General features: G+C 71.1%; 22 protein-coding genes and 1 riboswitch. Of the genes, 2 read left to right on the top strand and 20 right to left on the bottom strand.

Going from position 1 to position 24588, the window contains the following annotated elements:
- The first annotated feature begins 7 nt into the window (after positions 1-7).
- Positions 8-901, top strand: a complete 894-nt coding sequence (locus tag ACWCSV_RS08485; RefSeq protein WP_451139822.1) for an STM4011 family radical SAM protein — start codon at positions 8-10, stop codon at positions 899-901.
- A 33-nt stretch (positions 902-934) separates the two neighbouring features.
- Here the strand turns inward: ACWCSV_RS08485 and ACWCSV_RS08480 are convergent, their stop codons facing one another.
- Positions 935-1759 carry an SGNH/GDSL hydrolase family protein gene (locus ACWCSV_RS08480; protein WP_451139820.1) on the bottom strand — a complete coding sequence of 275 codons (825 nt, stop codon included), beginning with the start codon at positions 1757-1759 and terminating at the stop codon, positions 935-937.
- Between the two features lie 180 nt (positions 1760-1939).
- Positions 1940-2842 (bottom strand): LysM peptidoglycan-binding domain-containing M23 family metallopeptidase, encoded by a 903-nt coding sequence (locus ACWCSV_RS08475; protein ID WP_451139818.1) that lies wholly within the window; start codon positions 2840-2842, stop codon positions 1940-1942.
- A 5-nt stretch (positions 2843-2847) separates the two neighbouring features.
- Positions 2848-3018: riboswitch (cyclic di-AMP (ydaO/yuaA leader) on the bottom strand.
- A 411-nt stretch (positions 3019-3429) separates the two neighbouring features.
- On the opposite strand from ACWCSV_RS08475, the gene ACWCSV_RS08470 reads away from it, so the two are divergent.
- Positions 3430-4239, top strand: coding sequence for a tyrosine-protein phosphatase (locus ACWCSV_RS08470; protein ID WP_451139816.1), 810 nt, complete (start codon positions 3430-3432; stop codon positions 4237-4239).
- 20 nt (positions 4240-4259) lie between these two features.
- Here ACWCSV_RS08470 and ACWCSV_RS08465 read toward each other — a convergent pair whose 3' ends face one another.
- From ACWCSV_RS08465 to ACWCSV_RS08380, 18 genes are all read right to left on the bottom strand, one after another.
- Positions 4260-4445: a DUF6126 family protein gene (locus ACWCSV_RS08465; RefSeq protein ID WP_451139814.1), complete on the bottom strand. Its 186-nt coding sequence runs from the start codon at positions 4443-4445 to the stop codon at positions 4260-4262.
- A 73-nt stretch (positions 4446-4518) separates the two neighbouring features.
- Complete coding sequence (locus ACWCSV_RS08460) at positions 4519-5127, bottom strand: helix-turn-helix domain-containing protein (protein ID WP_451139812.1); 609 nt, start codon at positions 5125-5127, stop codon at positions 4519-4521.
- A 71-nt stretch (positions 5128-5198) separates the two neighbouring features.
- Complete coding sequence (locus tag ACWCSV_RS08455; protein WP_451139810.1) at positions 5199-6653, bottom strand: aspartate aminotransferase family protein; 1455 nt, start codon at positions 6651-6653, stop codon at positions 5199-5201.
- Positions 6650-8671: a 1-deoxy-D-xylulose-5-phosphate synthase gene (gene dxs / locus ACWCSV_RS08450; protein WP_451139808.1), complete on the bottom strand. Its 2022-nt coding sequence runs from the start codon at positions 8669-8671 to the stop codon at positions 6650-6652. Before dxs ends, ACWCSV_RS08455 begins: the two co-directional genes overlap by 4 nt.
- 80 nt (positions 8672-8751) lie before the next feature.
- Positions 8752-9771 (bottom strand): adenosyl-hopene transferase HpnH, encoded by a 1020-nt coding sequence (gene hpnH / locus ACWCSV_RS08445; protein WP_450775305.1) that lies wholly within the window; start codon positions 9769-9771, stop codon positions 8752-8754.
- A gap of 5 nt (positions 9772-9776) precedes the next feature.
- Positions 9777-10424 (bottom strand): phosphorylase family protein, encoded by a 648-nt coding sequence (locus ACWCSV_RS08440; protein ID WP_451139806.1) that lies wholly within the window; start codon positions 10422-10424, stop codon positions 9777-9779.
- Entirely contained in the window at positions 10424-12421 is a 1998-nt protein-coding gene (gene shc, locus ACWCSV_RS08435; RefSeq protein ID WP_451139804.1) for a squalene--hopene cyclase, read from the bottom strand. Before shc ends, ACWCSV_RS08440 begins: the two co-directional genes overlap by 1 nt.
- A gap of 104 nt (positions 12422-12525) precedes the next feature.
- A complete protein-coding gene (locus tag ACWCSV_RS08430; RefSeq protein WP_451139802.1) occupies positions 12526-13629 on the bottom strand; it encodes a polyprenyl synthetase family protein in 1104 nt (367 codons plus the stop codon).
- Positions 13626-15014, bottom strand: coding sequence for a hydroxysqualene dehydroxylase HpnE (gene hpnE / locus ACWCSV_RS08425; protein ID WP_451139800.1), 1389 nt, complete (start codon positions 15012-15014; stop codon positions 13626-13628). Before hpnE ends, ACWCSV_RS08430 begins: the two co-directional genes overlap by 4 nt.
- A 100-nt stretch (positions 15015-15114) precedes the next feature.
- Positions 15115-16068, bottom strand: a complete 954-nt coding sequence (gene hpnD, locus ACWCSV_RS08420) for a presqualene diphosphate synthase HpnD (protein WP_451139798.1) — start codon at positions 16066-16068, stop codon at positions 15115-15117.
- Entirely contained in the window at positions 16065-16973 is a 909-nt protein-coding gene (gene hpnC, locus ACWCSV_RS08415) for a squalene synthase HpnC (RefSeq protein WP_451139796.1), read from the bottom strand. Before hpnC ends, hpnD begins: the two co-directional genes overlap by 4 nt.
- Before the next feature lie 430 nt (positions 16974-17403).
- Complete coding sequence (locus tag ACWCSV_RS08410) at positions 17404-18189, bottom strand: ABC transporter ATP-binding protein (RefSeq protein ID WP_451139794.1); 786 nt, start codon at positions 18187-18189, stop codon at positions 17404-17406.
- The gene (locus tag ACWCSV_RS08405) at positions 18182-19111 is read right to left on the bottom strand and encodes an ABC transporter permease (RefSeq protein ID WP_451139792.1); all 930 of its coding nucleotides are present in this window, start codon (positions 19109-19111) and stop codon (positions 18182-18184) included. The genes ACWCSV_RS08410 and ACWCSV_RS08405 overlap by 8 nt, the downstream gene beginning before the upstream one ends.
- Positions 19112-19222: 111 nt before the next feature.
- On the bottom strand, positions 19223-20095 hold the full coding sequence (locus tag ACWCSV_RS08400) for a glycosyltransferase family 2 protein (protein ID WP_451139790.1): 873 nt from the start codon (positions 20093-20095) through the stop codon (positions 19223-19225).
- Positions 20096-20102: 7 nt separating this feature from the next.
- Positions 20103-20882, bottom strand: a complete 780-nt coding sequence (locus ACWCSV_RS08395; protein WP_450775325.1) for a CDP-alcohol phosphatidyltransferase family protein — start codon at positions 20880-20882, stop codon at positions 20103-20105.
- Entirely contained in the window at positions 20860-21921 is a 1062-nt protein-coding gene (locus ACWCSV_RS08390; protein ID WP_451139788.1) for an iron-containing alcohol dehydrogenase family protein, read from the bottom strand. Before ACWCSV_RS08390 ends, ACWCSV_RS08395 begins: the two co-directional genes overlap by 23 nt.
- The gene (locus ACWCSV_RS08385) at positions 21909-22643 is read right to left on the bottom strand and encodes a phosphocholine cytidylyltransferase family protein (RefSeq protein WP_451139786.1); all 735 of its coding nucleotides are present in this window, start codon (positions 22641-22643) and stop codon (positions 21909-21911) included. The genes ACWCSV_RS08390 and ACWCSV_RS08385 overlap by 13 nt, the downstream gene beginning before the upstream one ends.
- Positions 22640-24454, bottom strand: a complete 1815-nt coding sequence (locus tag ACWCSV_RS08380) for a DUF5941 domain-containing protein (protein WP_451139784.1) — start codon at positions 24452-24454, stop codon at positions 22640-22642. Before ACWCSV_RS08380 ends, ACWCSV_RS08385 begins: the two co-directional genes overlap by 4 nt.
- Positions 24455-24588 lie beyond the last annotated feature (134 nt).

The following is a 24588-nucleotide window of genomic DNA, read 5'->3' as shown; positions in this document are numbered from 1 at the left end:
GCGGCGCGTGGACCTGACGATCCTCTACCGCGGCCCGCTCGCCTCCTGCGACTACGACTGCCCCTACTGCCCGTTCGCCAAGAGGCGGGACAGCCGGGAGCAGCTCGCGGCCGACCGGGCGGCGCTCGAACGCTTCACGGCATGGGTCGCCGCACAGACCGGGGACCGCCTCTCGGTGCTCTTCACCCCGTGGGGCGAGGGGCTGGTGCGGTCCTGGTACCGGCGGGCGCTGGTCGAGCTGTCCCACCTGCCGCAGGTGGCGCGGGTCGCGATCCAGACGAACCTCAGCGGCAGGACCGGCTGGCTGTCCGGGGCGGACCCGGAGCGGGTGGCGCTCTGGTGCACCTACCACCCGGGCCAGACCCCGTACGACCGGTTCCTCGGCAAGTGCCGGGAGCTGACCGCGGCAGGGGTGCGGTACAGCGTGGGGGTCGTCGGTTTCGAGGAACACCTTTCCGAGGCACGGAGGCTGCGGGCGGACCTGCCGGAGCCGGTGTACCTGTGGGTGAACGCCGCCGAGGGGCGTACGTACACGGACGCGGAGGCGGAGCGCTGGACGGCGCTCGACCCGCTGTTCCCGTACAGCCGGCATCCGCACCGCTCGGCGGGGCTGCCGTGCCGGACCGGGGAGTCGGTGATCTCGGTGGACGGGGACGGCACCGTGCGCCGGTGCCATTTCGTCAAGGCGGAGCTGGGCAGTCTCTACGACGGGAGCTACCGCCGGGCGCTCGGCCCGAGGACCTGCCCGCTGGCGGTCTGCGACTGCCACATCGGGTACGTGCACCTGGAGTCGCTGCCGTTGTACGACGTGTTCGCCGGAGGTGTCCTGGAGCGGGTTCCGGCGACGCCGGCCGGGCCCGCCGCGGCGGGCCCGTCACGTCTCCGGCTTCCCCTGGTGTAGCGCCCGGCGCGTCGCGGCGGGCACGTGTGCGGCTCAGAGCGGCAGCAGGTCCGGGCGCTTCGCGGCGACCTCGTCGCCGGAGGACTCGCCGCGCAGCCGGCGGCCGATCCACGGCACGAGGTACTCGCGTGCCCAGTGGATGTCGTCGCGCCGCACCTCGAAGGTGTTCCGCTGGACCTGCGGGGGCCACGGCTGGTCGGGGTCGGCCGGGATCTCCAGACCGAGGACCTGCGCGGCGCGCAGTGCCACCCTGGTGTGCCCTCCGGTGGACAGGTGGAGCCGGTCGTCGTCCCAGGCGCGGCGGTCCTGGATCGAGCGGAGGGACCAGAGGTCGAGCACCGGGCAGTGGTAGCGGTCCGCGATGGCCCGCAGGTGCACGTTGTACGTGGCGATCTTGCCGCGCATGTGGCGCAGGACCGGCACACCACGGGTGTCGAATCCGGTGGTGACCATGACGGTGCCGACGGCGTTGGTGAGGTCGGCGACCGCGCGCTCGAAGCGCTCGGCAAGGTCGTCCGGGTCCGTGCCGGGCCGGATGATGTCGTTGCCCCCGGCGCAGAAGCTCACCAGGTCCGGTGCGAGCTCCTTGGCGCGGGGGATCTGCTCCTCGACGATCTGGTCGAGGAGTCGTCCGCGTACCGCGAGATTGGCGTACCGGAATTCCCCGCGCAGGGAATCGGAGCTCGTCGCCTCGTCGAGGACGGGAAGCTGGTCCGCCAGGAGAACCGCGAAACGGTCCGCCCAGCCGACATAGGTCCCGTCGGGTCCGGGGTCTCCGACTCCTTCGGTGAAACTGTCGCCGATCGCCGCGTACGACCCGATGATGTCTGTCTTCTGGATTCTCGAATCGTCTGCCACGGCCACATATCTTGCCTCTTCCAATGTGACCTACGCGACCGTAAGAAGGGGTTGACGGGGGGTGAGATAGCCCACCCGGTCAGTTTTTGGTAAAGCCGGAATAAGTAGAGGGGCGGCACGCTTGCGCGTACCGCCCCTCGAAGCCCTGACGGATCGTGACGACCGTCATCGGGAGTTGTCTCAGATGGAGACGCCGTGCGAACGCAGGTAGGCGATCGGGTCCACGTCCGAGCCGTAGCTCGGGGTGGTGCGGATCTCGAAGTGGAGGTGCGGGCCGGTGACGTTGCCGGTGGCACCCGAGAGGCCGATCTGCTGGCCGCCGGTGACGGTCTGGCCGGCCGAGACCATCAGCTGCGACTGGTGCGCGTACTGGGAGTACATGCCGTCGGCGTGCTTGATGATGACCTCGTTGCCGTAGGCGCCGTCGTAGCCGGCGGAGACGACGGTGCCGGGCCCGACGGCGCGGACGACGGTGCCGGTGGCGGCGCTGAAGTCGGAGCCGGTGTGGTAACCGCTGGACCACATGGAGCCGGAGGCGTGGTACTGCGTGGTGACGGTCGCGTTGGCGACCGGGGTGGTCCAGCCGGTGCTGTTGCTGTCGGCGGCCTTGGTGGTGGTCGCGGCGGACTCGGTCTTGGCCGCCGGGGCGGCCTTCGTCCCGGTCTTGGCCGCGGTGCTGCTCTCGGTCTTCGCGGTCTCGGTCTTCGCGGTCTCGGCCTTGGCGGAGGACGCGCTGGAGGCCGAGCCGGACGCCTGGGCGCCGAGCGTCAGCTTCATGCCCGGGAGGATCAGGCTCGGGTTGCCGCCGACGACCTCGCGGTTGTCCTGGTAGAGCTTCTCCCAGCCACCCTTGATCTTGTGCTGGGCGGCGATCTTCGCCAGGTAGTCGCCGGGGACGACCTTGTAGGTCTTGGCGGACTGCTGGGCGGACTGGGCGGCGGTGGGGGCCGACTGCTCAGCGGCGTGGGCACCCGTGGCTCCGAGGAGCGGCAGGGCGACGACGGCGCCGCCGGCTCCGACGGCGAGGATGCCGCGAGCGATCGGGCCGGACTTCTTACGACGGTGCTTACCCGGGATGGGCATGGGGGAATTCCTCTCCGGCGCCTACGAGGTGAGCTGTCGGGTTCGGGCTGGAGATGCCCGGTCGTGCTGAACACGACTTCACCCCGAGCCGGCCGGAACAACTCCGGTCGGCGGCTTACCTGGGTCCCCCGCTCCTGCCACGCATAGTGAGTGCGAATTCCGGGCGGCGGCAGGATTAGGCGGTCCGTCCGGAGTGATGGTGAACGTAATCGAGCCGGGCCGGACGGAACAAGCCATCACAAGCGGAACGGAATCCGCACGTCGATTTCAGCACTCTTTTCCGGTCACCCTCCGTGGATTACGGATCTTGGCATTCCGCACGACGGAAGGAGAGTCCTCCGGCGCCCCGGGCACGCACGGTCACGGATATGATCCCGCTCACCAGATCACCCGCCATCTCCCCTATAAACGGATGATGTTGCGTGAAATCCGTACAATACGGACATGTCGCGCACATCACTGGTGACGGTTCTTCAGTCCGCGAGGACCTGCCGCCGCCCCTTCGGTACCGCGGAGCGATGTCGTAGGGTCGCGACGAGCCGACGTCGGCGAGCAGCGCCGGCGCGCAGAAGCACCGAGGAGCCGCTGTGACGCAGGTGCCGCAGTTCTCGCCGGCCGAACCCGAGCTGAGCGGGGTCCGTAACTTCAGGGACGTGGGCGGGCTGCCCACCACCGATGGACGGCGGGTACGGCACGGGAGGCTCTTCCGCAGCGGCCACCTCGCCGCCGCCACCGCGGAGGACGCCGTCTTCCTCGGCCGGCTCGGCCTGCACACGGTCTTCGACTTCCGTAACGCGGCCGACCAGAAGCTGGACGGCTTCGACGTGGAGCTGCCGGGCGTCCGCAACGTCCGCATCCCACTCTCGGACCCCGCCGACGGGGCCGGTTTCTGGCGTCTGGTGCGCGAGGGCGACATCGCGCAGCTGCGCTCACTGCTGGCCGACGGCAAGGGTACGGAGCGGATGCTCGCCTCGTACCGCTCGATCATCACCGACCGCACGGCCGAACACAGCCGGGTCCTGCACGCCCTGGCGGAGGACAGTGTGCCGGCGCTGATGCACTGCGCCGCGGGCAAGGACCGGGCGGGTCTGACGATGGCGGTGACCCTGCTCGCGGTCGGGGTGGAGCGCGAGGCGATCGCGGCGGACTACCTCAAGTCCAACGACGCCCACCGCCGGTACCGCCTGCGGCGCGGCGACAGCGCGGACCCCCTGGTCTCCACCGAGGTGATGAGCCTGCTCAACCCGCTGTTCGGGGCGCACATCGACTATCTGGACGCCGCCTTCGCCACCATCGAGGAGAACTGGGGCACGTCGGAGCGCTACTTCGCGGAGGGGCTGCGGCTCTCCGGCGAGACCAGGGAGCGGCTGCGCGAGAGGCTGCTGGACGAGGCGTAGGCGGCGTCCGTACGGTTCCGCTACTGGTTGCCCCCGGCGACGGCAAACAGGATGTAGAGGAAGGCCGCGACAACATGCCCGGCGACCAGATAGGCGACCAGCCGGATGACCATCCCGCGCGGCATCTTCCGTTCCTGGGTGTCCCGGGTGTCGCGGACACCGGTCTGCCGGGGGGTCAGCGGGTCGTAGTGCTCCGAATCGGACATGACGGTCCTCTCTGCCGTGCGCCCGGGGCCGGGCGTACGAGGAATGGGCGCGGCACCGGGGTGCCGGGCGCGGTCAGCGCCGGCGGGTCCCGTCGCCGAGGCACAGCTCGGCGGCGGGGCTCTGCAACAGGGTGTGCACGAAGATCAGCTCGGCGCCCTCCGGTCCGGCGGCGGCGATCCGGTGCGGGGTGAGCGAGTCGAAGTGGGCGCTGTCGCCGGGCCCGAGCTCGTGCGTGGATTCGCCGAGGCTGACCCGCAGCCGCCCTTCGAGGACGTAAAGCCACTCCTCCCCCGGGTGGACCCGCACCAGGTCACCCTGCGCGCCGTACGGGACGCGCACCCGCAGGGCCTGCATGGCGCGGCCGGGCCCGCCGGCCCGGCGGTACATCCATCCGTCGGCCTCGGGCCCGTCGAACCGGCCGCCGCGCACGATCGCGTCGCGTTCCGGGGGGATCTCGCCGAGGAGTTCGGAGACGGTCGTACCGTAGATCCTGGCGAGGCCGAGAAGCACGGGCAGCGAGGGCTGCCGGTTTCCCGTTTCGAGCCGGGAGAGATGGGCCGGGGAGAGTCCCGCGCGCTGCGCTGCGGCCTCCAGGGTGAGGCCTCGGCTGCGGCGCAGCTCGCGCAGGCGGGGGGCGACACCGGGGAGGTCGTCGGCCACCCCTCCGTCAGGAGGATTCATGCCTCCATTGCGCCACCGACTTTCCTCTGAGGCAAATTTCTTGCCTCAGAGGCAAAAGCACTTCGGAAGTGTCAGCGGTTGGCCACCGCCTGCTTCACCAGCGTGCGGCCGAAGTCCCACATCAGACCGCCCCCGCTGTGGGCGTCGTCCATGACCGACTCGAAGGCCGTCACGAACCGGTCGACCTCGGTCTCGCCGATGATCAGCGGCGGAATCAGCTTGATCACTTCGAGGTGGTCGCCGGAGACCTGGGTGAGGATCCGGTGCTTCTGCAACAACGGTACGACAACCATCTGGGCGAAGAGCCCCTTGCGGGCGGCCTGGAGCATCGTCCACCGGCCGCGCAGCTTGATGGACGACGGCCGTCCGAACTCGATGCCGACCATCAGCCCGCGCCCGCGCACCTCGTGCAGCAGCTCGTACCGGTCGACCAGCGCGGCGAGCCGTGCCCGCAGCAGGTCGCCGGTGCGCCGGGCGTTGGCGACGATCTCCTCGTTCTCCATGACCGAGAGGACCGCGAGCCCGGCCGCCATGGCCTGGGCGTTCGAGCCGAAGCTGGCGGAGTGGACGAGCACCCGGTCCATGGACGAGTAGACCTTCTTGAAGATCCAGTCCTTGCCGAGGGTGGCTCCGACCGGCACGTAGCCGCCGGAGAGTGCCTTGGCGACGCAGACCAGGTCCGGCTCGACCCCCTCCTCGTGCTGGTACGCGTAGAAGTCGCCGGTCCGGCCGAGACCGGTCTGCACCTCGTCCGCGATCAGCAGCGCCTTGTGCCGGTGCAGGAGTTCCTGGGCCTCCCGCAGGAAGCCGGGCGGCGCCGCGAGCACGCCCTTGCCCTGGATGGGTTCGACGACCAGCGCCGCCACGTCGCCCCGTTTGAGTTCGCGGCGCAGCGCGTCGAGGTCGCCGAGGGCGAGGGCGGTGTCCGGGAGCAGCGGGGCGAAGCCGTCGCGGAACCCGTCCTCGCCGTTGACGGAGAGCGAGCCGGTGGTGAGGCCGTGGAAGGCGTGGGTGCAGTAGAGGACGCGCGGCTTGCCCGTGGCGTAGCGGGCGAACTTGAGGGCCGTCTCGACGGCCTCGGTGCCGCTGTTGCCGAAGAAGACGCGGTCGAGGTGGGGGCTGTGGGTGAGGAGCTTCTCGGCCAGCAGGCCGGGCAGCAGCTGGCAGTCGAAGCGGGTGAGGTCGGCGAGGGAGGCGTCGAGCACATCGTGCAGGGCCTTGCGGACGACCGGGTGGTGCCGGCCGAGGCCCATCACTCCGAATCCGGCGAGCATGTCGAGGTAGTCGTTGCCGTCGGCGTCCCAGAAGTAGGCTCCCTCGGCCCGTTCGTAGACCTTGTCGAAGCCGATGGTGTGCAGCATGCGCGGCAGCTGGTGGTTGAGATGGCGCGCGTGGAGTTCGTAGCGTTCGGCGCCGCGCTCCGCGAGCAGCGTCGCGAGATCGAATCCTTTGCCCACGCCGTCGGCGTCGCCGGTGCGCCGGGTGGTGCCGGTGCTGCCGACGCCGCCTGTCCTGTCGTCCTTCATTCCCCGCTCGTCTCCTTCGTCTCTCCGCGCGCCACTCGTCCTCGTCCTCGCTCTCGCCCTCGTTCCGTGCCGTTCCCGGCCGTCGGTACGCGTCGCGGTACCGCCTCCGGTCCCGCCGTCTCCTCGTCGGTACGGCGGTCCGGGTCTTCGGGCCGTCCCGCCAGTGCCGCGCCGATCCGGCCCGCGATCTCCACCGGGGTCAGTCCGATGTCGGCGAGCACCTCGCCGCGTTTGGCGTGGGCGAGGAACTCCTCGGGAACCCCGTAGGTCCGCAGCGGTACGTCCACTCCCGCGTCCCGCAACGCCTGTCCGACCGCCCAGCCGACGCCTCCGGTACGGCAGTTGTCCTCGACTACCGCGACCAGCCGGTGGCCGGCGGCAAGGGGGGCGAGCTGCTCGTCGACCGGCCGGACCCAGCGCGGGTCGACGACGGTGCACCCGATGCCCGAGCCCTTCAGCAGGTCGGCGGCGTGCAGGCAGACCGGGGCCATCGCCCCAACCGCCACCAGCAGCACGTCGGGGCGCTCGCCCCGGTGCAGGACGTCCATGCCCCCGACGCGTCCGACGGCGGGGACCGTCTCCCCCACGGACTCCTTGGGGAACCTGACGACGGTGGGCGCGTCGGCGACGTCGACGGCCTCGCGGAGCTGCGCCCGGAGCTGGTCGGCGTCACGGGGGGCGGCGATCCGCAGGCCGGGGACGACCTGGAGGACCGAGAGGTCCCACATGCCGTTGTGGGAGGGGCCGTCCGTGCCGGTGATCCCGGCCCGGTCGAGCACGAACGTCACGCCGCCGCGGTGCAGGGCCACGTCCATCAGCACCTGGTCGAAGGCGCGGTTGAGGAAGGTGGCGTAGACGGCGACGACGGGGTGCAGTCCGCCTGCGGCCATGCCGGCGGCACAGACCGCGGCGTGCTGCTCGGCGATGCCCACGTCCACGACCCGGTCCGGGAAGGCCGCAGCGAACGCGGTGAGCCCGACGGGGTGGAGCATGGCGGCGGTGAGGGCGACCACGTCGGGGCGCTCTGCGCCGATCCGCGCGATCTCCTCGCCGAAGACGGAGGTCCACGAGGGCCCGGCGGGGGCGGTGAGCGGGAGGCAGGTCAGCGGGTCCATCGCCCCCACGGCGTGGAAGCGGTCGGCCTCGTCCTTCAGAGCGGGGGTGTAGCCGCGGCCCTTCTCGGTGATGCAGTGGACGAGGACAGGCCCCCGGAAGTTCTTGGCCCGCACGAGGGCGGACTCGACGGCGGCGATGTCGTGGCCGTCGACCGGTCCGATGTACTTGAGGCCGAGGTCCTCGAAGAGCCCCTGCGGGGCGAAGGTGTCCTTGAACCCCTTCTTCGCGCCGTGCAGCGAGCCGTACAACGGCTGTCCGACGACCGGGGTGCGTTCCAGGAGCTCCTTGCACCGGGCGAGGAAGCGTTCGTAGCCGTCGGTGGTACGGAGGGTCGCGAGGTGGTCGGCGAGGCCGCCGATGGTCGGGGCGTACGAGCGGGTGTTGTCGTTCACCACGACGATCACGGGGCGGTCCCTCGCGGCCGCGATGTTGTTCAGCGCCTCCCAGGCCATGCCGCCGGTGAGGGCGCCGTCGCCGACGACGGCGACGACGTGGTCGTCCCTGCCGAGGAGTTCGTTGGCCTTGGCGAGGCCGTCCGCCCAGCCGAGCGCGGTGGACGCGTGCGAGTTCTCGATGACGTCGTGCTCGGACTCGGCGCGGGAGGGGTAGCCCGAGAGGCCGCCCTTGCTCCGCAGTTTCGAGAAGTCCTGGCGGCCGGTGAGGAGTTTGTGCACGTAGCTCTGGTGGCCGGTGTCCCACAGGATGCGGTCCCTCGGCGAGTCGAAGACCCGGTGCAGGGCGATGGTGAGTTCCACGACGCCGAGGTTCGGGCCGAGGTGTCCGCCGCTGCGCGACACCGCCCGCACGAGGAGCGCTCTGATGTCCGCGGCGAGTTCGGTCAGTTGCGGTCCGCCGAGCGGTGCGAGGTCCCGTGGTCCCCCGATGGATTCCAGCAAGGTCACGTACGTGCCCCCTCTCTGGTTCCTGGTGGAAGGAGGGCGGTCACGGCAGGGGTGCCCCGGCCGTGACCGCCCTCCTCGGACTACCGGCTGCCGGCGACCGTCTCCCGGGCCGCGCGCAGCGATTCCTTGAGCGAGCCCATGGTGGCGAGCACGGCGGTGGGTTCGTAGCCGCAGTGCGCCATGCAGTTGGCGCAGCGCGGGTCCTTGCCGCGGCCGTACTTGTCCCAGTCGGTCTCCTCGATGAGCTGCCGGTACGTGGGGACGTACCCGTCGCTCATCAGGTAGCAGGGGCGCTGCCAGCCGAAGAGGGAGTAGTTCGGGATGGCCCAGGCGGTGCAGGGGAAGTCCGCCTTGCCCTCGAGGAAGTCGAGGAAGAGCGGCGAGTGGTTGAGGCGCCAGCGTGCCCGGTTGCCGCCCGCGAACGTCTTCTTGAAGAGCTCGCGGGTCTGTTCCACGCCGAGGAAGTGTTCCTGGTCGGGTGCCTTCTCGTAGGCGTACGCCGGGGAGATCATCATCTCGTCGACCTTCAGGTCGTCGTTGAGGTAGTTGAGCACCTCGATGATGGTCTGGGGGGTGTCGGTGTTGAAGAACGTGGAGTTGGTGGTGACCCGGAAACCCCGCCTCTTGGCTTCCTTGATCGCCTCCACCGCCTCGTCGAACACGCCTTCCTTGGCGACGGATTCGTCGTGGCGCTCGCGCAGCCCGTCGATGTGGACCGCGAAGGCGAAATACCGGGAGGGGGTGAACTTCTCGATCTTCTTGCGCAGCAGCATGGCGTTGGTGCAGAGGAACACGTACTTCTTCTTGGCCACCAACTGCCGCACGATCTCGTCGATCTGAGGGTGCATCAACGGTTCCCCACCGGCGATGGAGACCATCGGGGCACCGGATTCGAGTACGGCTCCGACCGCCTGGGCGACCGGCATGCGCTGCTTGAGCACTCCGGCGGGGTGCTGGATCTTCCCGCACCCCTCGCAGGCCAGATTGCAGGCGAACAGGGGCTCCAGCTCGACGATCAGCGGGAACTTCTCACGCTTGCGGATCTTCTGTTCGGCAAGGTACGTCGCAACCTTGATGGTTTGGCGGAGCGGCATGGCCATCTGGCTCACCTCCGGGGGAGCAACAAAGATCGGTGCCATTCATGAAAAGCCGGCAGGACGGCACGAAGAACGCGGAAAGCCGATATTCCACCGCGCACCGTGGCAACTCGGACGAGCTCATGCTCTGGAGCGTCCACGACCACCCGTACGGCCGCAACCGGGCGTGGTCCGTGACGCAGAGCGGTACTGAGGGTCGCCGCGGACTCCATGTCCACGGCGATGGCCCCGGTCGCCGCGAGGGCCGCCCGCTCGGCGCCCCTCACGACGTGGTCGGAGCCGGTCAGGGGGCCGGTGTGCACGGTCCGGCCGGGAAACAGCCGGGACACCGCGTCGACCAGCACGGTTACGCCGTCGCAGGCGGTGGTCCCGTGGGCGGATCTGGTCTCCTCGGCGACGACCAGATCGCCCGGGTGCATCCCGGGCGCGAGGCCGGCGCAGAACCCGGAGGCGACGACGGCCGCACCGCGCATCTCCTCCCGGACCAGGGCGCGCCCGAGGGCCGTCTCGGCCGCCCTCGGGCCCATCCCCGTCCGCAGTACGGTGACCGGACCGCCGCCGCGCGGCCCGCTCCGCAGGGCGAACTGCTCGATGCCGAGCGCGCAGGCGACGAGCAGTCCGGCCGGCGGTCCGCCGGGGGTCCGGGACCCGCCCATCAGATCCCCGCCGGGCTCGCGGCCCGGGCGGCGAGGGGGTCACCGTGCACGTAACGCCCCAGTGCGGTGAGCGGGAAGACCTGACGGTAGAGGTGGTAGTTGATGGAGAAGTCCCAGGGGAAGCCGGTCCCGGTGAAGTACGGCTCGTCCCAGGAGCCGTCCTCCTGCTGGGTCCGGGTCAGGAAGGTGATCCCCCGGGTGACGGCGGGGCTCTCGTGCTCTCCGGCGGCCAGCAGCGCGAGCAGGGCCCAGGCGGTCTGCGAGGCCGTCGACTCGCCCCGGCCGATCCACTTGCTGTCCTGGTAGGAGCGCAGGTCCTCGCCCCATCCACCGTCGTCGTTCTGGACGGACTCCAGCCAGCGCACCGCGCGGCGGACCGAGGAGTGGGTGGTGGGCAGCCCGGCGGCGACCAGCGCCGGCACCACCGACCCGGTGCCGTAGACGTAGTTGACGCCCCAGCGGCCGAACCAGGCGCCGCTCGCGTCCTGTTCGGCGAGGAGCCAGTCGATTCCGCGGCGGACGCGTGGGTCCCCGGCGCGTCCCTCGTAGGCCATCATCTCCACGACGTGGCCGGTGACGTCGGCGGACGGAGGGTCGATCACCTCACCGAAGTCGCAGAACGGCAGCCTGTTCGGGAACGGACTGGTGTTGTCCGCGTCGAAGGCGCCCCAAGCTCCTCCACGCGACTGCATGCCGACCGTCCAGCGCACCCCGCGCTCGATGGCTGCCTCGACCCTGGCGGGCTCGGGGTGGCGGACCCGGCGCAGCGCGAGCACGACCTCCGCGGTGTCGTCGATGTCCGGGTAGTTGTCATTGTGGAACTCGAACGCCCAGCCGCCCGGCGGTAGTTGGGGCCTGCGTACGGACCAGTCCCCCGGCCGCACGATCTCCTCGCCGAGCATCCAGTCCGCCGCCTTGACCAGCGCCGGGTGGTCCGGGGAGAGTCCGGCGTCGGCCAGCGCGATGGTGGCCAGGCAGGTGTCCCACACCGGGGACTGACACGCCTCGATCATGCGCGCGCCGTCCGGGCGTCGCACGGCGAACCGGTCCAGCGACGCGAGCCCGGCGCGCATCACCGGGTGGTCGAGGTCGTAGCCGAGCAGGTGCAGGGCGATCACGGAGTAGACGGCGGGGGGCTGGATCCCGCCCCAGCAGCCGTCGCTCTCCTGGCGTTCGATGATCCACCGGGCCGCCGCGTTCATCGCGGTCCTGCGGAGCCGGCGCGGCGCGATCCGGTGGTAGAGGTGCAGCGCCTTGTCCAGCCGCTGGAAGACGCCGTCCCAGCTCACCGGAGAGGCCTTGCGCACGGGCGGGTTGGGCCGGGACGCGTCGGTGTGCAGTTCGTCGAGGGAGAACGGAGCGGGCCGTACGGGCCGCTTCGCCGAGACGATGGTCAGCGGAACAATGGTCTGGCGGGCCCAGCAGCCGAAGTCATAGATATTGAGAGGTACCCAGGAAGGAAAGAACATCAGCTCGGGCGGGAGTTCCGGGAGGTCGTCCCACTTCCACCAGCCGAAGAGGGCGAGCCAGATCCGGGTGAACACGCGGGAGGCGGCGATCCCGCCCTCGTCCCGCACCCAGGCGGCGGCCCGGGCCATGTGCGGCTCGTCCGGCAGGTCGCCGGCCAGCCGCAGCGCCACGTACGCCTCGATGGTGGCGGAGAGGTCGCTCGGGCCTCCGTAGAAGGTGGCCCAGGTGCCGTCGCCCCGTTGCTCGCCGCGGATGAAGAGGGAGGCGGCCTCGAGGGTGCCGGGGTCCTGGATACCGAGGAACTGGCGGAGCAGCAGGTCTTCCGCGTCCATGGTGACGTTGGTGGCCAGGTCGCCCTTCCACCATCCCTGCTCGTCCTGCCTGCCGAGAAGATGCTCCACTGAGCGTTCCGCGGCCCGGCGGGCGGCGTCCAGTACGCCGTCCGCCGTGATGGTTGTGTCGGTCGGATCGCCCGGGACCGTGCGAGGGTGCACAGCCCCGGTGCTTCCGTCGGTCGTCGCTGTCATGGCTTCCCCTTCGTGCAGTTCGGTCCTCTGCTGTGCTGGGGTCTCCGTCGGCCGGTGCCCCGAGGGACACCGGCCGGCGACTGCGAGTCATATGCGAATGGTGATCATCTCTTTCGGACGACGACGAAATCGGCGAGCGCGGTGAGCTGCGCCCGTACTTCCCCCGGCATGTCGACACCGTTCAGCGCCTCGATGGCGACGGCGTGCTGACGACGGGCTTCCTGAGCGGTCCACTCACGGCCGCCCGCCTCCTCGATGAGTGCCGCGCGGGCGGCGAACTCTTCCTCGGAGAAGCTGTCGAAATCGCTGCTCTTGGCGTCGGCGGAGAGCAGGGCGCCGAGCCGCTCGGAGGCCGGGCCGCCGGCCGCGAGGGCGGCGACCACGGGCAGCGACTTCTTGCGCTGGCGCAGGTCGCTCCAGGTCTGCTTGCCGGTGGACTCCGGGTCGCCCCAGATGCCGAGCAGGTCGTCGACGGCCTGGAAGGCGAGGCCCAGGTGGTAGCCGTAGGACTCCAGGGTGTCGGCCGTCCGGTCGTCGGCTCCGCCGAGCACCGCGCCGATGGAGACGGCGCAGGCGAGGAGGGCGCCGGTCTTGTTGCCCTCCATCTCCAGGCACTCCTCGACGGTGACCCGCTCGCGGTGCTCGTAGGAGATGTCCTGCGCCTGGCCGTCGATGAGCTTGCGGGTGGCGGTGGTCAGGCGGCGTGCGGCGCGCCCCGCCTCGACGGTGCCGAGCTCCAGGAGGAGTTCGTTGGCCAGTGCGAACAGGGCGTCGCCGACGAGGATCGCCTGGGCGGGGCCGTGCACCTTCCAGACCGTGTCGCGGTGGCGGCGCTGCTCGTCGCCGTCCATCAGGTCGTCGTGCAGCAGCGAGAAGTTGTGCACGAGTTCGACCGCCACGGCGCCGGGGATACCGGCCTCGGCGGGGGCGCCCGCGGCCTCGGCCGACAGCAGCGCGAGCGCGGGGCGGACCGCCTTGCCGCCGTCTCCGGCGGCGGGCCGTCCGTCGGCGTCGATCCAGCCGAAGTGGTAGGCCGCGACGGTGTCCATGGGCGGCGCGAGCCGGTCCACGGCAGCCCGCAGCACCGGCGCTGACAGGGCCCGTCCGCGCTCCAGAAGCGCGGTGACGTCCGTGGTGTCCGCCACGGTGTCGAAAGCCGGATTCGCCGGGGTCACTGACTCTCCTCTTGTTCCGGTGGTACTGCTCATGCCGCCTCCTGCAGCGGATGTTCGTGCGGGCTCCTGAGCCCCTGGATCGCTGTTGTGGCGGCGGTGGTCCCGCTGCGGACGGCGCCCTCCATGGTGGCGGGCCACCCGGTCGCCGTCCACGCGCCCGCCAGGGCGAGTCCCGGCAGCCGGGTACGGGCCCCGGGGCGCAGCCGCCCGGTGCCGGGGGCCGGCGCGAAGGTCGCGGTGCGCTCGCGGGTGACGAAGAAGTCGCGGATGCCCGCGCCTCTCGCCGCCGGGAAGAGGCGCTCCAGTTCGGGCAGGTAGCGGGCGCGCAGTTCGGCGACGGGCAGGTCGATCTCGTCCCCGGCGGCCGACTGCGACAGTGCGAGGTACTGGCCCGGGCCGCGGAGCCCGGAGGGTCCGGTCCGGTCGAAGACCCACTGGACCGGGGAGCCGAGCGCGGCGAAGAACGGCCGGCGCAGCACCTTGCGGTCGTAGACGACGTGCACGTTGAGGATGGGGGCATCCTCGATGGCGAGCAGCCGGTCCTGGTCCTCGACGGCTCCGGCGGGCAGCAGTGCGTGGGTCTCCCGCTGCGGGAGGGCGAGGACCACGGCGTCGGCCTCGATCCGCTCGTTCTCGGTCCGGACCGTCCAGGTGCCGTCCTCGGCCCGGGTGAGCGAAGTGGCCTTGGCGCGCAGTTCGGTGCGTACTCCGGCCGCGTCGAGCGCCTTGCGGGCGAGGACGTCGTGGAGCTCGCCGAGCGGTACGGCCGCCCATCCGATGTCGGCGGCGCCGGGCTCGGAGAGCAGGCCGGTCTTGAAGACCATCGCGGCGAGCGCCATGGAGGCGTTCTCCGCGGTCGCGTTGAGGGTGGCGACGCCGACGAGGTCCCAGAGGGCTTCGACGGTCCTCGGGGACTGGCCGTACCGGCGCAGCCAGTCGGCGAAGCTGACGGTGTCCAGCGCGGGGTCGGCCGGGTCGAGCCGGCCGAGGGCGAGCGCGGCCCGGCCCACGCTCGCCTTCTCGGCGAGCGAGAGGTGCGGGTAGGCGGCGAGCCCGCCGGCGAGGTGCAGCGGTACGGGCAGGTTGGTGCGCCGGAGCCGTCCGAGGCGGGGTCCGGCGGGCCGGCCCACGTCGAGGACGGGTACGTCGAGGCGGTCCTGGAGCGGGGCGAGGCCGGCCGCGCCGATGCGGTCCAGGAACCAGCGGTACGCGGTGCAGCAGCGCAGGTAGACGTGCTGTCCGTTGTCGACCGTCAGGTCGCCGCGGCGGAAGGAGAAGGCGAGTCCGCCGAGCCGGGGGCGCCCTTCGAGGAGGGTCACGTCGGCCCCGGCGTCGGCGAGGCGGAGCGCGGAGGTGATGCCCGCGAGGCCGCCGCCGACGACCACGGCGCGCGTGGGGAGCGGTGCGGTGCCGGTCATGCCTCGCCCTCCCGTCGGGTCGTGGACCACAGAATCGTCCCAGGGAAGGACGTCGTCGGCCAGTGGAAGGTTGCCCGGTACACGGGTTCGCCGTAGTGGGTCACGGGCGGCCGGTCCTGGTCAGGCGCGAGACATGGCGCGCGTCGAGTCCGGAGAGGCCGCGGACCGCCACGTACGCCTTCTCGTGGCCGGGCAGGGAGACCCGGCCGCGCAGGACGGCCGCGGGGTCGCGCTCGATGCGGTCCAGCAGGCGGCGGTAGATCCCGGCCATCGCGGCGACGCAGGCGCCGCTGCGGCGGTCCAGCATCGGCAGCAGCCGGTATCCCTCGGCGAAGAGCGCGCGGGCCCGGCGGACCTCGAAGTGGATGAGGCCCGCGAAGTCCGAACCGACGGGCGGGGTTGCCCGGTGGAAGCCCTCGGAGCAGCCGAACTTGGCGAGGTCGTCGGCGGGGAGGTAGGTACGGCCGTTGGCGGCGTCCTCGCGCACGTCGCGCAGGATATTGGTGAGCTGGAGGGCGAGCCCGAGGGTGTCGGCGTACTCGGCGGCGCGGTCGGCCCCGGGCGCGCCGGGCTCCGTACCGAAGACGCCGAGGCTGAGGCGGCCGATGGCTCCGGCGACGCAGCGGCAGTAGGTCTTCAGGTCGTCCCAGGTCTCGTACGTCGCTCCGCGCACGTCCATCAGCACGCCGTCGATCAGCTCGTCGAGGCCGCCGAGGGGCAGCGGGAACCGCCGGGCGGCGTCGGCGAGCGCGACGGCGACCGGGTCGGTGTCGTCCTCCTCGACCTTGCCGTCGCGGACCCTGCCGAGCAGCTCGCGGGTGCTCTCCAGCCGCGTCTTCTTCGTCCCGGGGTCGAGTTCGCCGTCGCCGATGTCGTCGACCCGGCGGGAGAAGGCGTACAGCGCGGACATCGCCTGCCGCTTCTCGGACGGAAGCAGCCTGATGCCGTAGGCGAAGTTACGTGCCTGCTGACCCGTGACGGCCTCGCAGTAGCTGTATGCCGCCGCTACCGGTGCCGACATGGACGTCGTCTGTCCCTCCACTTTCGGAGTCATCCCTCTCTTCGCGCACTTCGCAAGACAACTCCCACTTCGCGCAGCAGGCTGGGCTTCGTGGGCTTGGGCGGTCCGGGCAGTACGTCGAAGCCGGCCGCCGCGACCGCGTCGAGGGCGGCCCGCCCTCCGGCGACGAATCCGGCGAGCAGCAGTCGGAGCCTGCCCTGGACGCTGCCCACCAGGGGGACGCCCTCATCCAGCAGTTCCCGGGCGCGTGCCGCTTCCCAGGCGATCAGGGCCCGGACCGACGCCCCGGCGGTCGGAGCGGCCAGGTCGGCCTCGGTCACGTGGAAGCGCGCCATGTCGTCGGCGGGCAGATAGATCCGGTCGCGGCCGAGGTCCTCGGTGACGTCCTGGAGGTGTTCGGCGATCTGCAGCGCGGTGCAGACGGCGTCCGAGCGGCGTACCCGCTCCGGGCTGGACGTCCCGGTGAGGGCGAGGACCAGCCTGCCGACGGGGTTGGCCGAGAGTTCGCAGTACGCGAGGAGTTCGTCCCAGGTCGCGTAGCGGCGGACCTTCTGGTCCTGCCGGTTGGCCTCGATCAGCCCGAGGAACGGCTCGGGGGTGAGCGCGCGACGGCGCACGGTGGGGCGCAGGGCGCGCAGCAGGGGGTGGTGCGGGTCGTCGCCGTCGGTGGAGAAGACGCGGCGCAGGTCGGCCTCGAAGGCGTCGAGCATGGCGAGCCGGTCGTCGCTCCGTCCGGACTCCAGGCCCAGGTGGCGGGCGTCGGCACCGCCGGGGGCGAGGTCGCCGTCGCCGATGTCGTCGACGAGCCGGGCGTATCCGTAGACCGCCATCAGGTCGTCGCGCCAGGCGCGGGGCAGAAAGAAGGGAGCCACGGGGAAGTTCTCGTCCGCGGCCTTGTCGAGCGTGGCGACCGGGGGCGCCTGACGGGTACGGGTCACGTCGTACCGCCCGGCGCGGGGACGGCGAAACCACGTCGGAGCTGGAGATTGTCCGTCATTGCCGTCACATCTCCCGTTCTACACTGCTGACCCAAAACATCCCTTTTCGGACACGCCGCCCGACCTCCCGAGTGCCCCTGCGCACCCTGGTCGCGTGCTGCGGGCGTATCGGCACACTTGCCGCGAATCAGCACCGGTACAGCTTACGTTGTACGGATCACACGGCTTCGACCGGGTGTTGTGCGCCGTCGCGCCCGACTTCCGGAGCCCCAACCTTCCACGGCATCGGGACACTTGGCATCGTCCGCCAGGTGGAGAAGCGATCTCCGGCTACCACCACGGGCGGACGGGCCGGACACCCCGGGCGGCCGCCAGGCGAAGCGTTTCGCCAGGCATCGCCCGAGGTGTCCGGCCCGTGCCGGCGGCCGTCCTACTTGCCGGTCTCCCGCTCGTAGGCCTGGAGGACCTCCTCCGTCGGCCCGTCCATGAGCAGCTCCCCCTTTTCCAGCCACAGGACCCGGTCGCAGGTGTCGCGGATCGTCCCGTTGTTGTGGCTGACCAGGAAGACCGTGCCGGCCTCCTTGCGCAGCTCGCGGATGCGCTCCTCGGAACGGACCCGGAACTTCCGGTCACCGGTCGCCAGCGCCTCGTCGATCATGAGGACGTCGTGGTTCTTGGCCGCCGCGATGGAGAACCGCAGGCGGGCCGCCATGCCGGAGGAGTAGGTCCGCATCGGAAGGGTGATGAAGTCACCCTTCTCGTTGATCCCGGAGAACTCCACGATGCCGTCGTAGCGGGAGCGGATCTCCTCGCGGCTCATCCCCATGGCGAGTCCGCCGAGCACGACGTTGCGCTCACCGGTGAGGTCGTTCATCAGGGCGGCGTTCACACCGAGGAGAGAGGGCTGGCCGTCCGTGTAGACCCGGCCCTCCTCGGTGGGGAGCAGGCCGGCGATGGCGCGCAGCAGCGTCGACTTCCCGGAGCCGTTGGTGCCGATGAGGCCGATGGCCTCGCCCCGGTAGGCGGTGAAGCTGACCCCGCGCACGGCGTGGACCTTGCGGATGCCGCGGGGCTCGCCCTTGCCGCGGCGCACCATGCGGCTGAGGGCCGCGGTCGCGCTGCCCCTGCCGCCACCGCCGCCGTTGACGCGGTACACGATGTGGACGCCGTCCGCGATGACGGTGGGGATCCGTCCCTGAGTGTTGTCGTCAGCCACGGCCGTACCGCTCCTCTGCCTTCCAGAAGTACACGAAGCCCAGGGCACCCACCACGAGCGCCCAGGCGGTGGCGACGGGCCAGACGTGGGCCGGGAGGTTCCCCGCGCCGTAGCCGTCGATGAGGGCGAAGCGGACCAGGTCCATGTAGATGGCCGCCGGGTTGTACTGGAGCACGTTGGCGATCCACTGCGGCTTGTCCTGGAGCATCACCGTGATGGAGAACATGACGCCGGACGCGTACATCCAGGTCCGCATGACGAAGGGCATCAGCTGCGCCAGGTCGGGGGTCTTGCTCCCGAGGCGGGCCATGACGAGCGCCAGGCCGGTGTTGAAGCAGAACTGCAGGAGCAGGGCGGGGATGACCAGGAGCCACGACAGGGTGGGGTAGCTGCCGAACGCCACCGCGACGATGATCAGCACGATCATCGAGTACAGCAGCTGCTGGAGCTGCTGGAGGGAGAACGAGACCGGCAGCGAGGCCCGGGGGAAGTGCAGGGCCCGCACCAGGCCGAGGTTCCCGGAGATCGCGCGGACACCCGCCATCACCGAGCTCTGGGTGAACGTGAAGACGAAGACACCGGTCACCAGGAACGGGATGAAGACCTCCTGGTCCATCCCCTTCCGCGTGCCGAGGATCAGGCCGAAGATCAGGTAGTAGACCAGCGCGTTCAGCAGCGGGGTGGCCACCTGCCACAGCTGGCCGAGCTTGGCCTGGCTGTACTGGGCGGTCAGCTTCGCCCGGGAGAACGCCAGGATGAAGTGGCGGCGACCCCAGAGCTGGCGGACGTAGGCGAACAGTCCGGGCCGGGCACCGCTCACGGTGAGGCCGTACTTCTCGGCCAGCTGTGCCGGGCTCAGCCCCTCGTCGGCCGACTGCGGGGTGCTCATGGCGACCCGCCCGTCATGCGTTGTGTCACTCACAGATGGAAACTCTCGTCTTCGATCCACGCGGCCGGTGAAGGAGCGCGGCGCAGGCGGACAGGACCCGGAAAGGAATGCATACGGAACCCATGGTCTCAGAGCCTCACAGGCTCAGATCACGGGAGGACGGCCCAGCCTCGTCAGTCGCCAGACCGTACGCCACCGCATGGGGCGCCGGGGGCCGCAGGGTGTGGTCCATCCCTCGCGGAAACCGCCGAACCACGCCCTGAGGGCGGGCACCGAGGGGCGGCGTACCAGCGTGAGCAGCACCCAGGTGCCCAGGTAGACCGGGACCAGCGGGGCGGGGAGGTTGCGGCGGGCGAGCCAGACCCGGTTACGGGCGACCATCCGGTGGTACACGGCGTGCCGGGACGGGGCGGTGGCGGGATGGTCGAGGACCATGTCCGCGCGGTAGTCGATCAGCCACCCCGCGTCGAGTGCCCGCCAGGCGAGGTCGGTCTCCTCGTGGGCGTAGAAGAACGCGTCGGGCAGCCCGCCGACCTCGGCGAGCACCGCGGTGCGTACCGCGTTGGCGCCGCCGAGGAAGGTCGTCACCCGGGAGGAGTGCATCGGGTCCGAGGCGCGGAGCCGGGGGACGTGCCGCCGCTGGGTGGTCCCGGTCTCGGGGTCGGCGATGCGGAAGCTGATGATGCCCAGCTCCGGATCCGCCTCGAAGGCCCGGCGGCACAGCTCGGCGGTGTCGGTCCTCGGGAGCCGGCCGTCGTCGTCGAGGAAGAGCAGGACGTCCACGTCGGTGCCGCCGGGGCCGAAGGCCTCGATGCCGACGTTGCGGCCACCGGGGATGCCGAGGTTCTCGGGCAGCTCCACGGTCCTGACACCCTCGGGGACGTCCGGCACGGGGGCTCCGTTGCCGACGACCACGACCTCGATCCGGTCGCCGTCCTGGGCGGCGACCGAATCGAGGAGGGCGCGCAGCTCCACGGGGCGGTTGCCCATGGTGATGATGACCGCGCCGAGTTTCATGGGTTACTCACTTCAGACGGCTGGACGCCAGGATCGACACCAGGTGCAGGACGGTCTGGAGCAGGGCGATGCCCGCCAGGACCGCGACCGCGAGGCGGGTGAAGAAGAGATCGTCCCTGATCATGTCGGCGATGGCGGCGGCCAGGACGACCAGGGACGCCTCGACGCCGAGGATCAGGCGGTGGAACTTGAGCGCTCCGGCGGCCCGCCGGGCGAACGCCATGCCGGACGAGCGCGGCTCGGACGCGGCTTCCTTGACGGGCGGCAGCCCGCCCTGGTGGCGTGCGACACCGACGAGGTCGGTCTCCGCCTTGATCAGGATGGCGCCGAGGGCGGCGAGGGTACCGAGGAACGCCCAGAGCCAGTCGATCCGCCCGGTGCCGAACAGGTCGGCGGCGCGCAGGCCGAGCCCGACGAGTACGGCGGCGTCGCAGAGGTAGGCGCCGACCCGGTCGAGGTAGACCCCGCCCAGCGAGAACTGCTTCTTCCAGCGCGCGACCTCACCGTCGACGCAGTCGAGCAACAGGTACAGCTGGACCATGACCACGCCCAGCACCGCTCCCGGTATGCCGGGGACGAGCAGGGCCGGCGCGGCGAGGACGCCCGCGACGGTCATGACGTAGGTCAGCTGGTTGGGGGTGATCCGGGTGTTCACCAGGTGCCGGTCGATGCGCAGGGAGATCTCGCGCATGTAGAGCCGTCCACCCCAGTGCTCACCACTGCGGCGGTCCTTCACGCCCGGGGGGTGCACGACCGGACGGAGTTCAGCTACGGATGGCTTTTGCATAGTCGGCGTACGCGTCCCTGATCTGGTCGGTGGACAGGTTGAGGTGCTCCAGGATCGTGAAACGACCCGGGCGCGTCTGGGGGGCGAAGTCGACCACCGCGACGAACTCGTCGGCGGTGAAGCCGATCTCTTCCGGCAGCACGGGCAGGCCGTGGCGGCGGAGGACGGTGGCCATCTGCTGCGACTGGGCGTGTGCGCCGCGCAGGTGCATGGCGAAGCAGGCGCCGAGGCCCACCTGCTCGCCGTGGCTGGCGGCGCGCGCCGGGTGGAGCAGGTCGAAGGCGTGGTTGATCTCGTGGCACGCGCCGGAGGCGGGGCGCGAGTCGCCCGCGACCGCCATCGAGATGCCGGTCAGGACCAGGCCCTCGGCCAGCACCTTGAGGAAGTCGTCGTCCGCGATGCCGCCGGGGTGACGCAGGACCGCCTCGCCCGCCTGGCGCGCCATGGCGGCGGCGAGCCCGTCGACCTCCTCGCCGTTGATCCGCTGGGAGAGCTCCCAGTCGGCGACGCAGGAGATGTTGGAGACGGCGTCCCCGATACCGGAGCGGATGTAGCGGGCCGGTGCGCCGCGGACCACGTCGAGGTCGATCACGACGGCGATCGGCGTGGGCACGCCGTAGGAGCCGCGGCCGTTGTCGTTGTCCAGAGTGGCGACCGGTGAGCAGAGGCCGTCGTGCGAGAGGTTGGTGGCCACGGCGACCAGCGGCAGCCCGACGCGCGCGGCGGCGTACTTCGCCACGTCGATGATCTTGCCGCCGCCGAGGCCGACCACGGCGTCGTACCGGTTGCCCTTGATCCCGTTGGCGAGGCGCACCGCGGAGTCGATGGTGCCGTCGCTCACGAGGTACCAGTCCGCCCCGGGCAGGAGCGGCGCGAGCCGGTCCTTCAGGGCGCGGCCGGAACCTTCGCTGATCGCGATGGCCAGCTTGCCCGAGGTGGAGATCCGCTGGTCGTGGAGGACCTCCGCCAGGTCGTCCATCGCGCCGCGGCGGATGTCGACGACCAGCGGGGAGGGGATGAGCCGGGTCAGTACTGGCACGCGATCTCACGGCCCTTCGCGAGGTCCGCGTGGTTGTCGATCTCCACCCAGGTCACCTCGCCGATGGGAGCGACGTCGACGGTGAAGCCGCGGTTCACGAGCTCCTGGTAGCCGTCCTCGTAGTAGAGGTCGGGGTCGCGCTCGAACGTCGCCTTCAGGGCGTCGGCGAGCTCCTCGGCGGCCTCGGGCTCGATCAGGGTCACGCCGATGTACTCGCCGGTGGCCGTCGCCGGGTCCATCAGCTTGGTGATCCGGCGGACGCCCTTCTCGTCGGTGATGACCTTCATCTCCTCGTCGGCGAGGCTCTTCACCGTGTCGAGGGCGAGGATGATCCGGCGGCCTTCGCCGCGGGCCGCGAGCAGGGTCTCCTCGACGGAGACGGGGTGCACGGTGTCACCGTTGGCGAGGATCACGCCGCGCTTGAGGACGTCACGGGCGCACCACAGGGAGTAGGCGTTGTTCCACTCCTCGGCCTTGTCGTTGTCGACGAGGGTGATCGAGAGGCCGTACGTGGCCTCCAGCTCGGCCTTGCGGGCGTACACGGCCTCCTTGCGGTAGCCGACGACGATCGCGACCTCGCTCAGACCGACCGCGGCGAAGTTGGCCAGAGTCAGGTCGAGCACGGTCTTCTCGCCGTCCACCGGCACGAGTGCCTTGGGCAGGGTGTCCGTGTAGGGACGCAGTCGGCGTCCTGCACCTGCTGCCAGTACGAGGCCGATCATGCGAGTTCTCCTTCGTCGTGTACGGCGGGGGCCGAGGAGGACACCCAGAAGCGGATGGATTCCACGGTCACCACCAGAGCCACGGCCGCGGCGAGCGCGGTGAGGGCCGTGGTGAAGCTGGAACGGGTGGTGAGTACGGCGGCGAACAGGGCCACCACGAGGGTGCGGCCCTCGTGCCCGAGGACGGTACGGACCAGCCACTGTGGCGGGGCTCCCGTGCCGCCCCGGATCCGGTACACCGTGTCGTAATGATGGTAGGCGACCGCCGCGACCAGGCCGAATGCCGCGGGAACGGCGTGCGGCACGCCGCTGCGGGCGGCCAGTGCCAGGACGGTGCAGTACTCGGCCGCCCGGAAGAAGGGGGGGACGAGCCAGTCGAGCGCGCCCTTGAGGGGGCGTGAGACGGCGAGTCCCGCGAAGAGCGTATACACCCCTGCGGCGGCCACCGGCCACCAGCTTCCGAAGGGGGTGACCAGAGCCGTCGCGATCATCAGACCGCTGCCCGCCAGGGCCAGCAGCGGGGCGGTGAAGCCACCGCCCGGACGGCGGACGACGGCCACGGCCCGGGCGAGGGGGCCGGAGTCGGCGAGGTCGGCCAGGGCGCGCGCGGCGCGGTCCGTACGCCGTGCCTTGCGGGTCAGCGAGCGGAGCAGCCGGCCGGCCGTGGTGTAGCAGGCGGCCAGCGAGCAGCCGACGAGCAGGGCGTAGAAGACGATCCGGGGCGTGGTGACCGCGGTCAGCACCGCGATCATGGCCCAGCGCTCGCCGATGGGGAGCACGATCATCCGGCGCAGCCAGACCGTCCAGCCGACGCTGTCGAGCCGGTCGGAGAGGGCTGCGGTGGGGCTGGTGTTCGAGACCGCGTCGTGGTTGGCCTCATTGAAGGAGAAGTCGACGACGTGGCGGCAGGCCTGGAGCACCATGGCGCCGAGCGCGAGGGCCCATACGTCGTCACTGTCGCCGCCCATGTGCGAGGCGCCGATGGCGAGGCCCGCGTAGTAGGCGTACTCCTTGGCACGGTCGAAGGTGGCGTCGAGCCATGCGCCCATCGTCGAGTACTGGAGCGAGTAGCGGGCCAGCTGCCCGTCGGTGCAGTCCAGGACGAAGGAGAAGAGGAGCAGCAGCCCGGCGGCCACGAACCCGGCCCTGGTCCCGGTCGCCGCGCAGCCGGCCGCGACGAGCGCGGTGATCAGCGAGGCGGTGGTGACCTGGTTCGGAGTGAGTCCGCGCCGCGCGCACCAACGGGCGATGTAGCGGGAGTACGGGCTGATGAAGTGGGTGGTGAAGAAGCCGTCGTGCGCCTTCACCGCGCTGCGCAGCCGTACCGCCTCGTCGTCCACGGCCGCGACGGCCGCACGGGCGGCGGCCAGTTCCTCGGGGGTGGTGGGGACGGTGGCGGTGAGCGAACCGAGTTCGGGGCGCTGCACGGCCGTCCCCCCGGTCTCCAGGGCGAGGGCGATACGGCCGGGGACCGTGCGGTCCTCCGGGTGGTCCGGTCCGCCGTCCCCGGCCACTGGCCGTCCGGCGCCGACCGCCGCGGTGGTCCGGTCCATCGCGTGCAGCAGTGCGGCCCGCACTTCGGGCTGCACGGTCAGCGCACCGGGGAGGGCGGCGGCTGCGAAGCGGGGGTCGGTGAGTCCGAGGCGCAGGGCGTGGACGTGTCCGACGAATCGGGGGTCCACGAGGGCGACGCGGTGGCTCGCGGGGACGGCTCCGAGGAGTGCGGCGGCTTCACCGGCGTCGGCGGCCGTCCGGACGTCGAAGCCGAGGGCGCGCAGGTCGTCCTCGATCGACGACCCGGGTACCGGCACACCGGTGAGAATGGCGGTCGACAGACGAACTCACTCCTTGGATCCGGGCATGGGCGGGCACGCGGGGCGACCCGTGAACGGGGCTGCGGGCCTACGGACCCGCGGGCCTGCGGCACATCGGCAGAGGCTATCGG

The sequence above is a fragment of the Streptomyces sp. NPDC001770 genome, from assembly GCF_053596135.1.
This window is presented reverse-complemented; position numbering and strand designations above follow the sequence as displayed.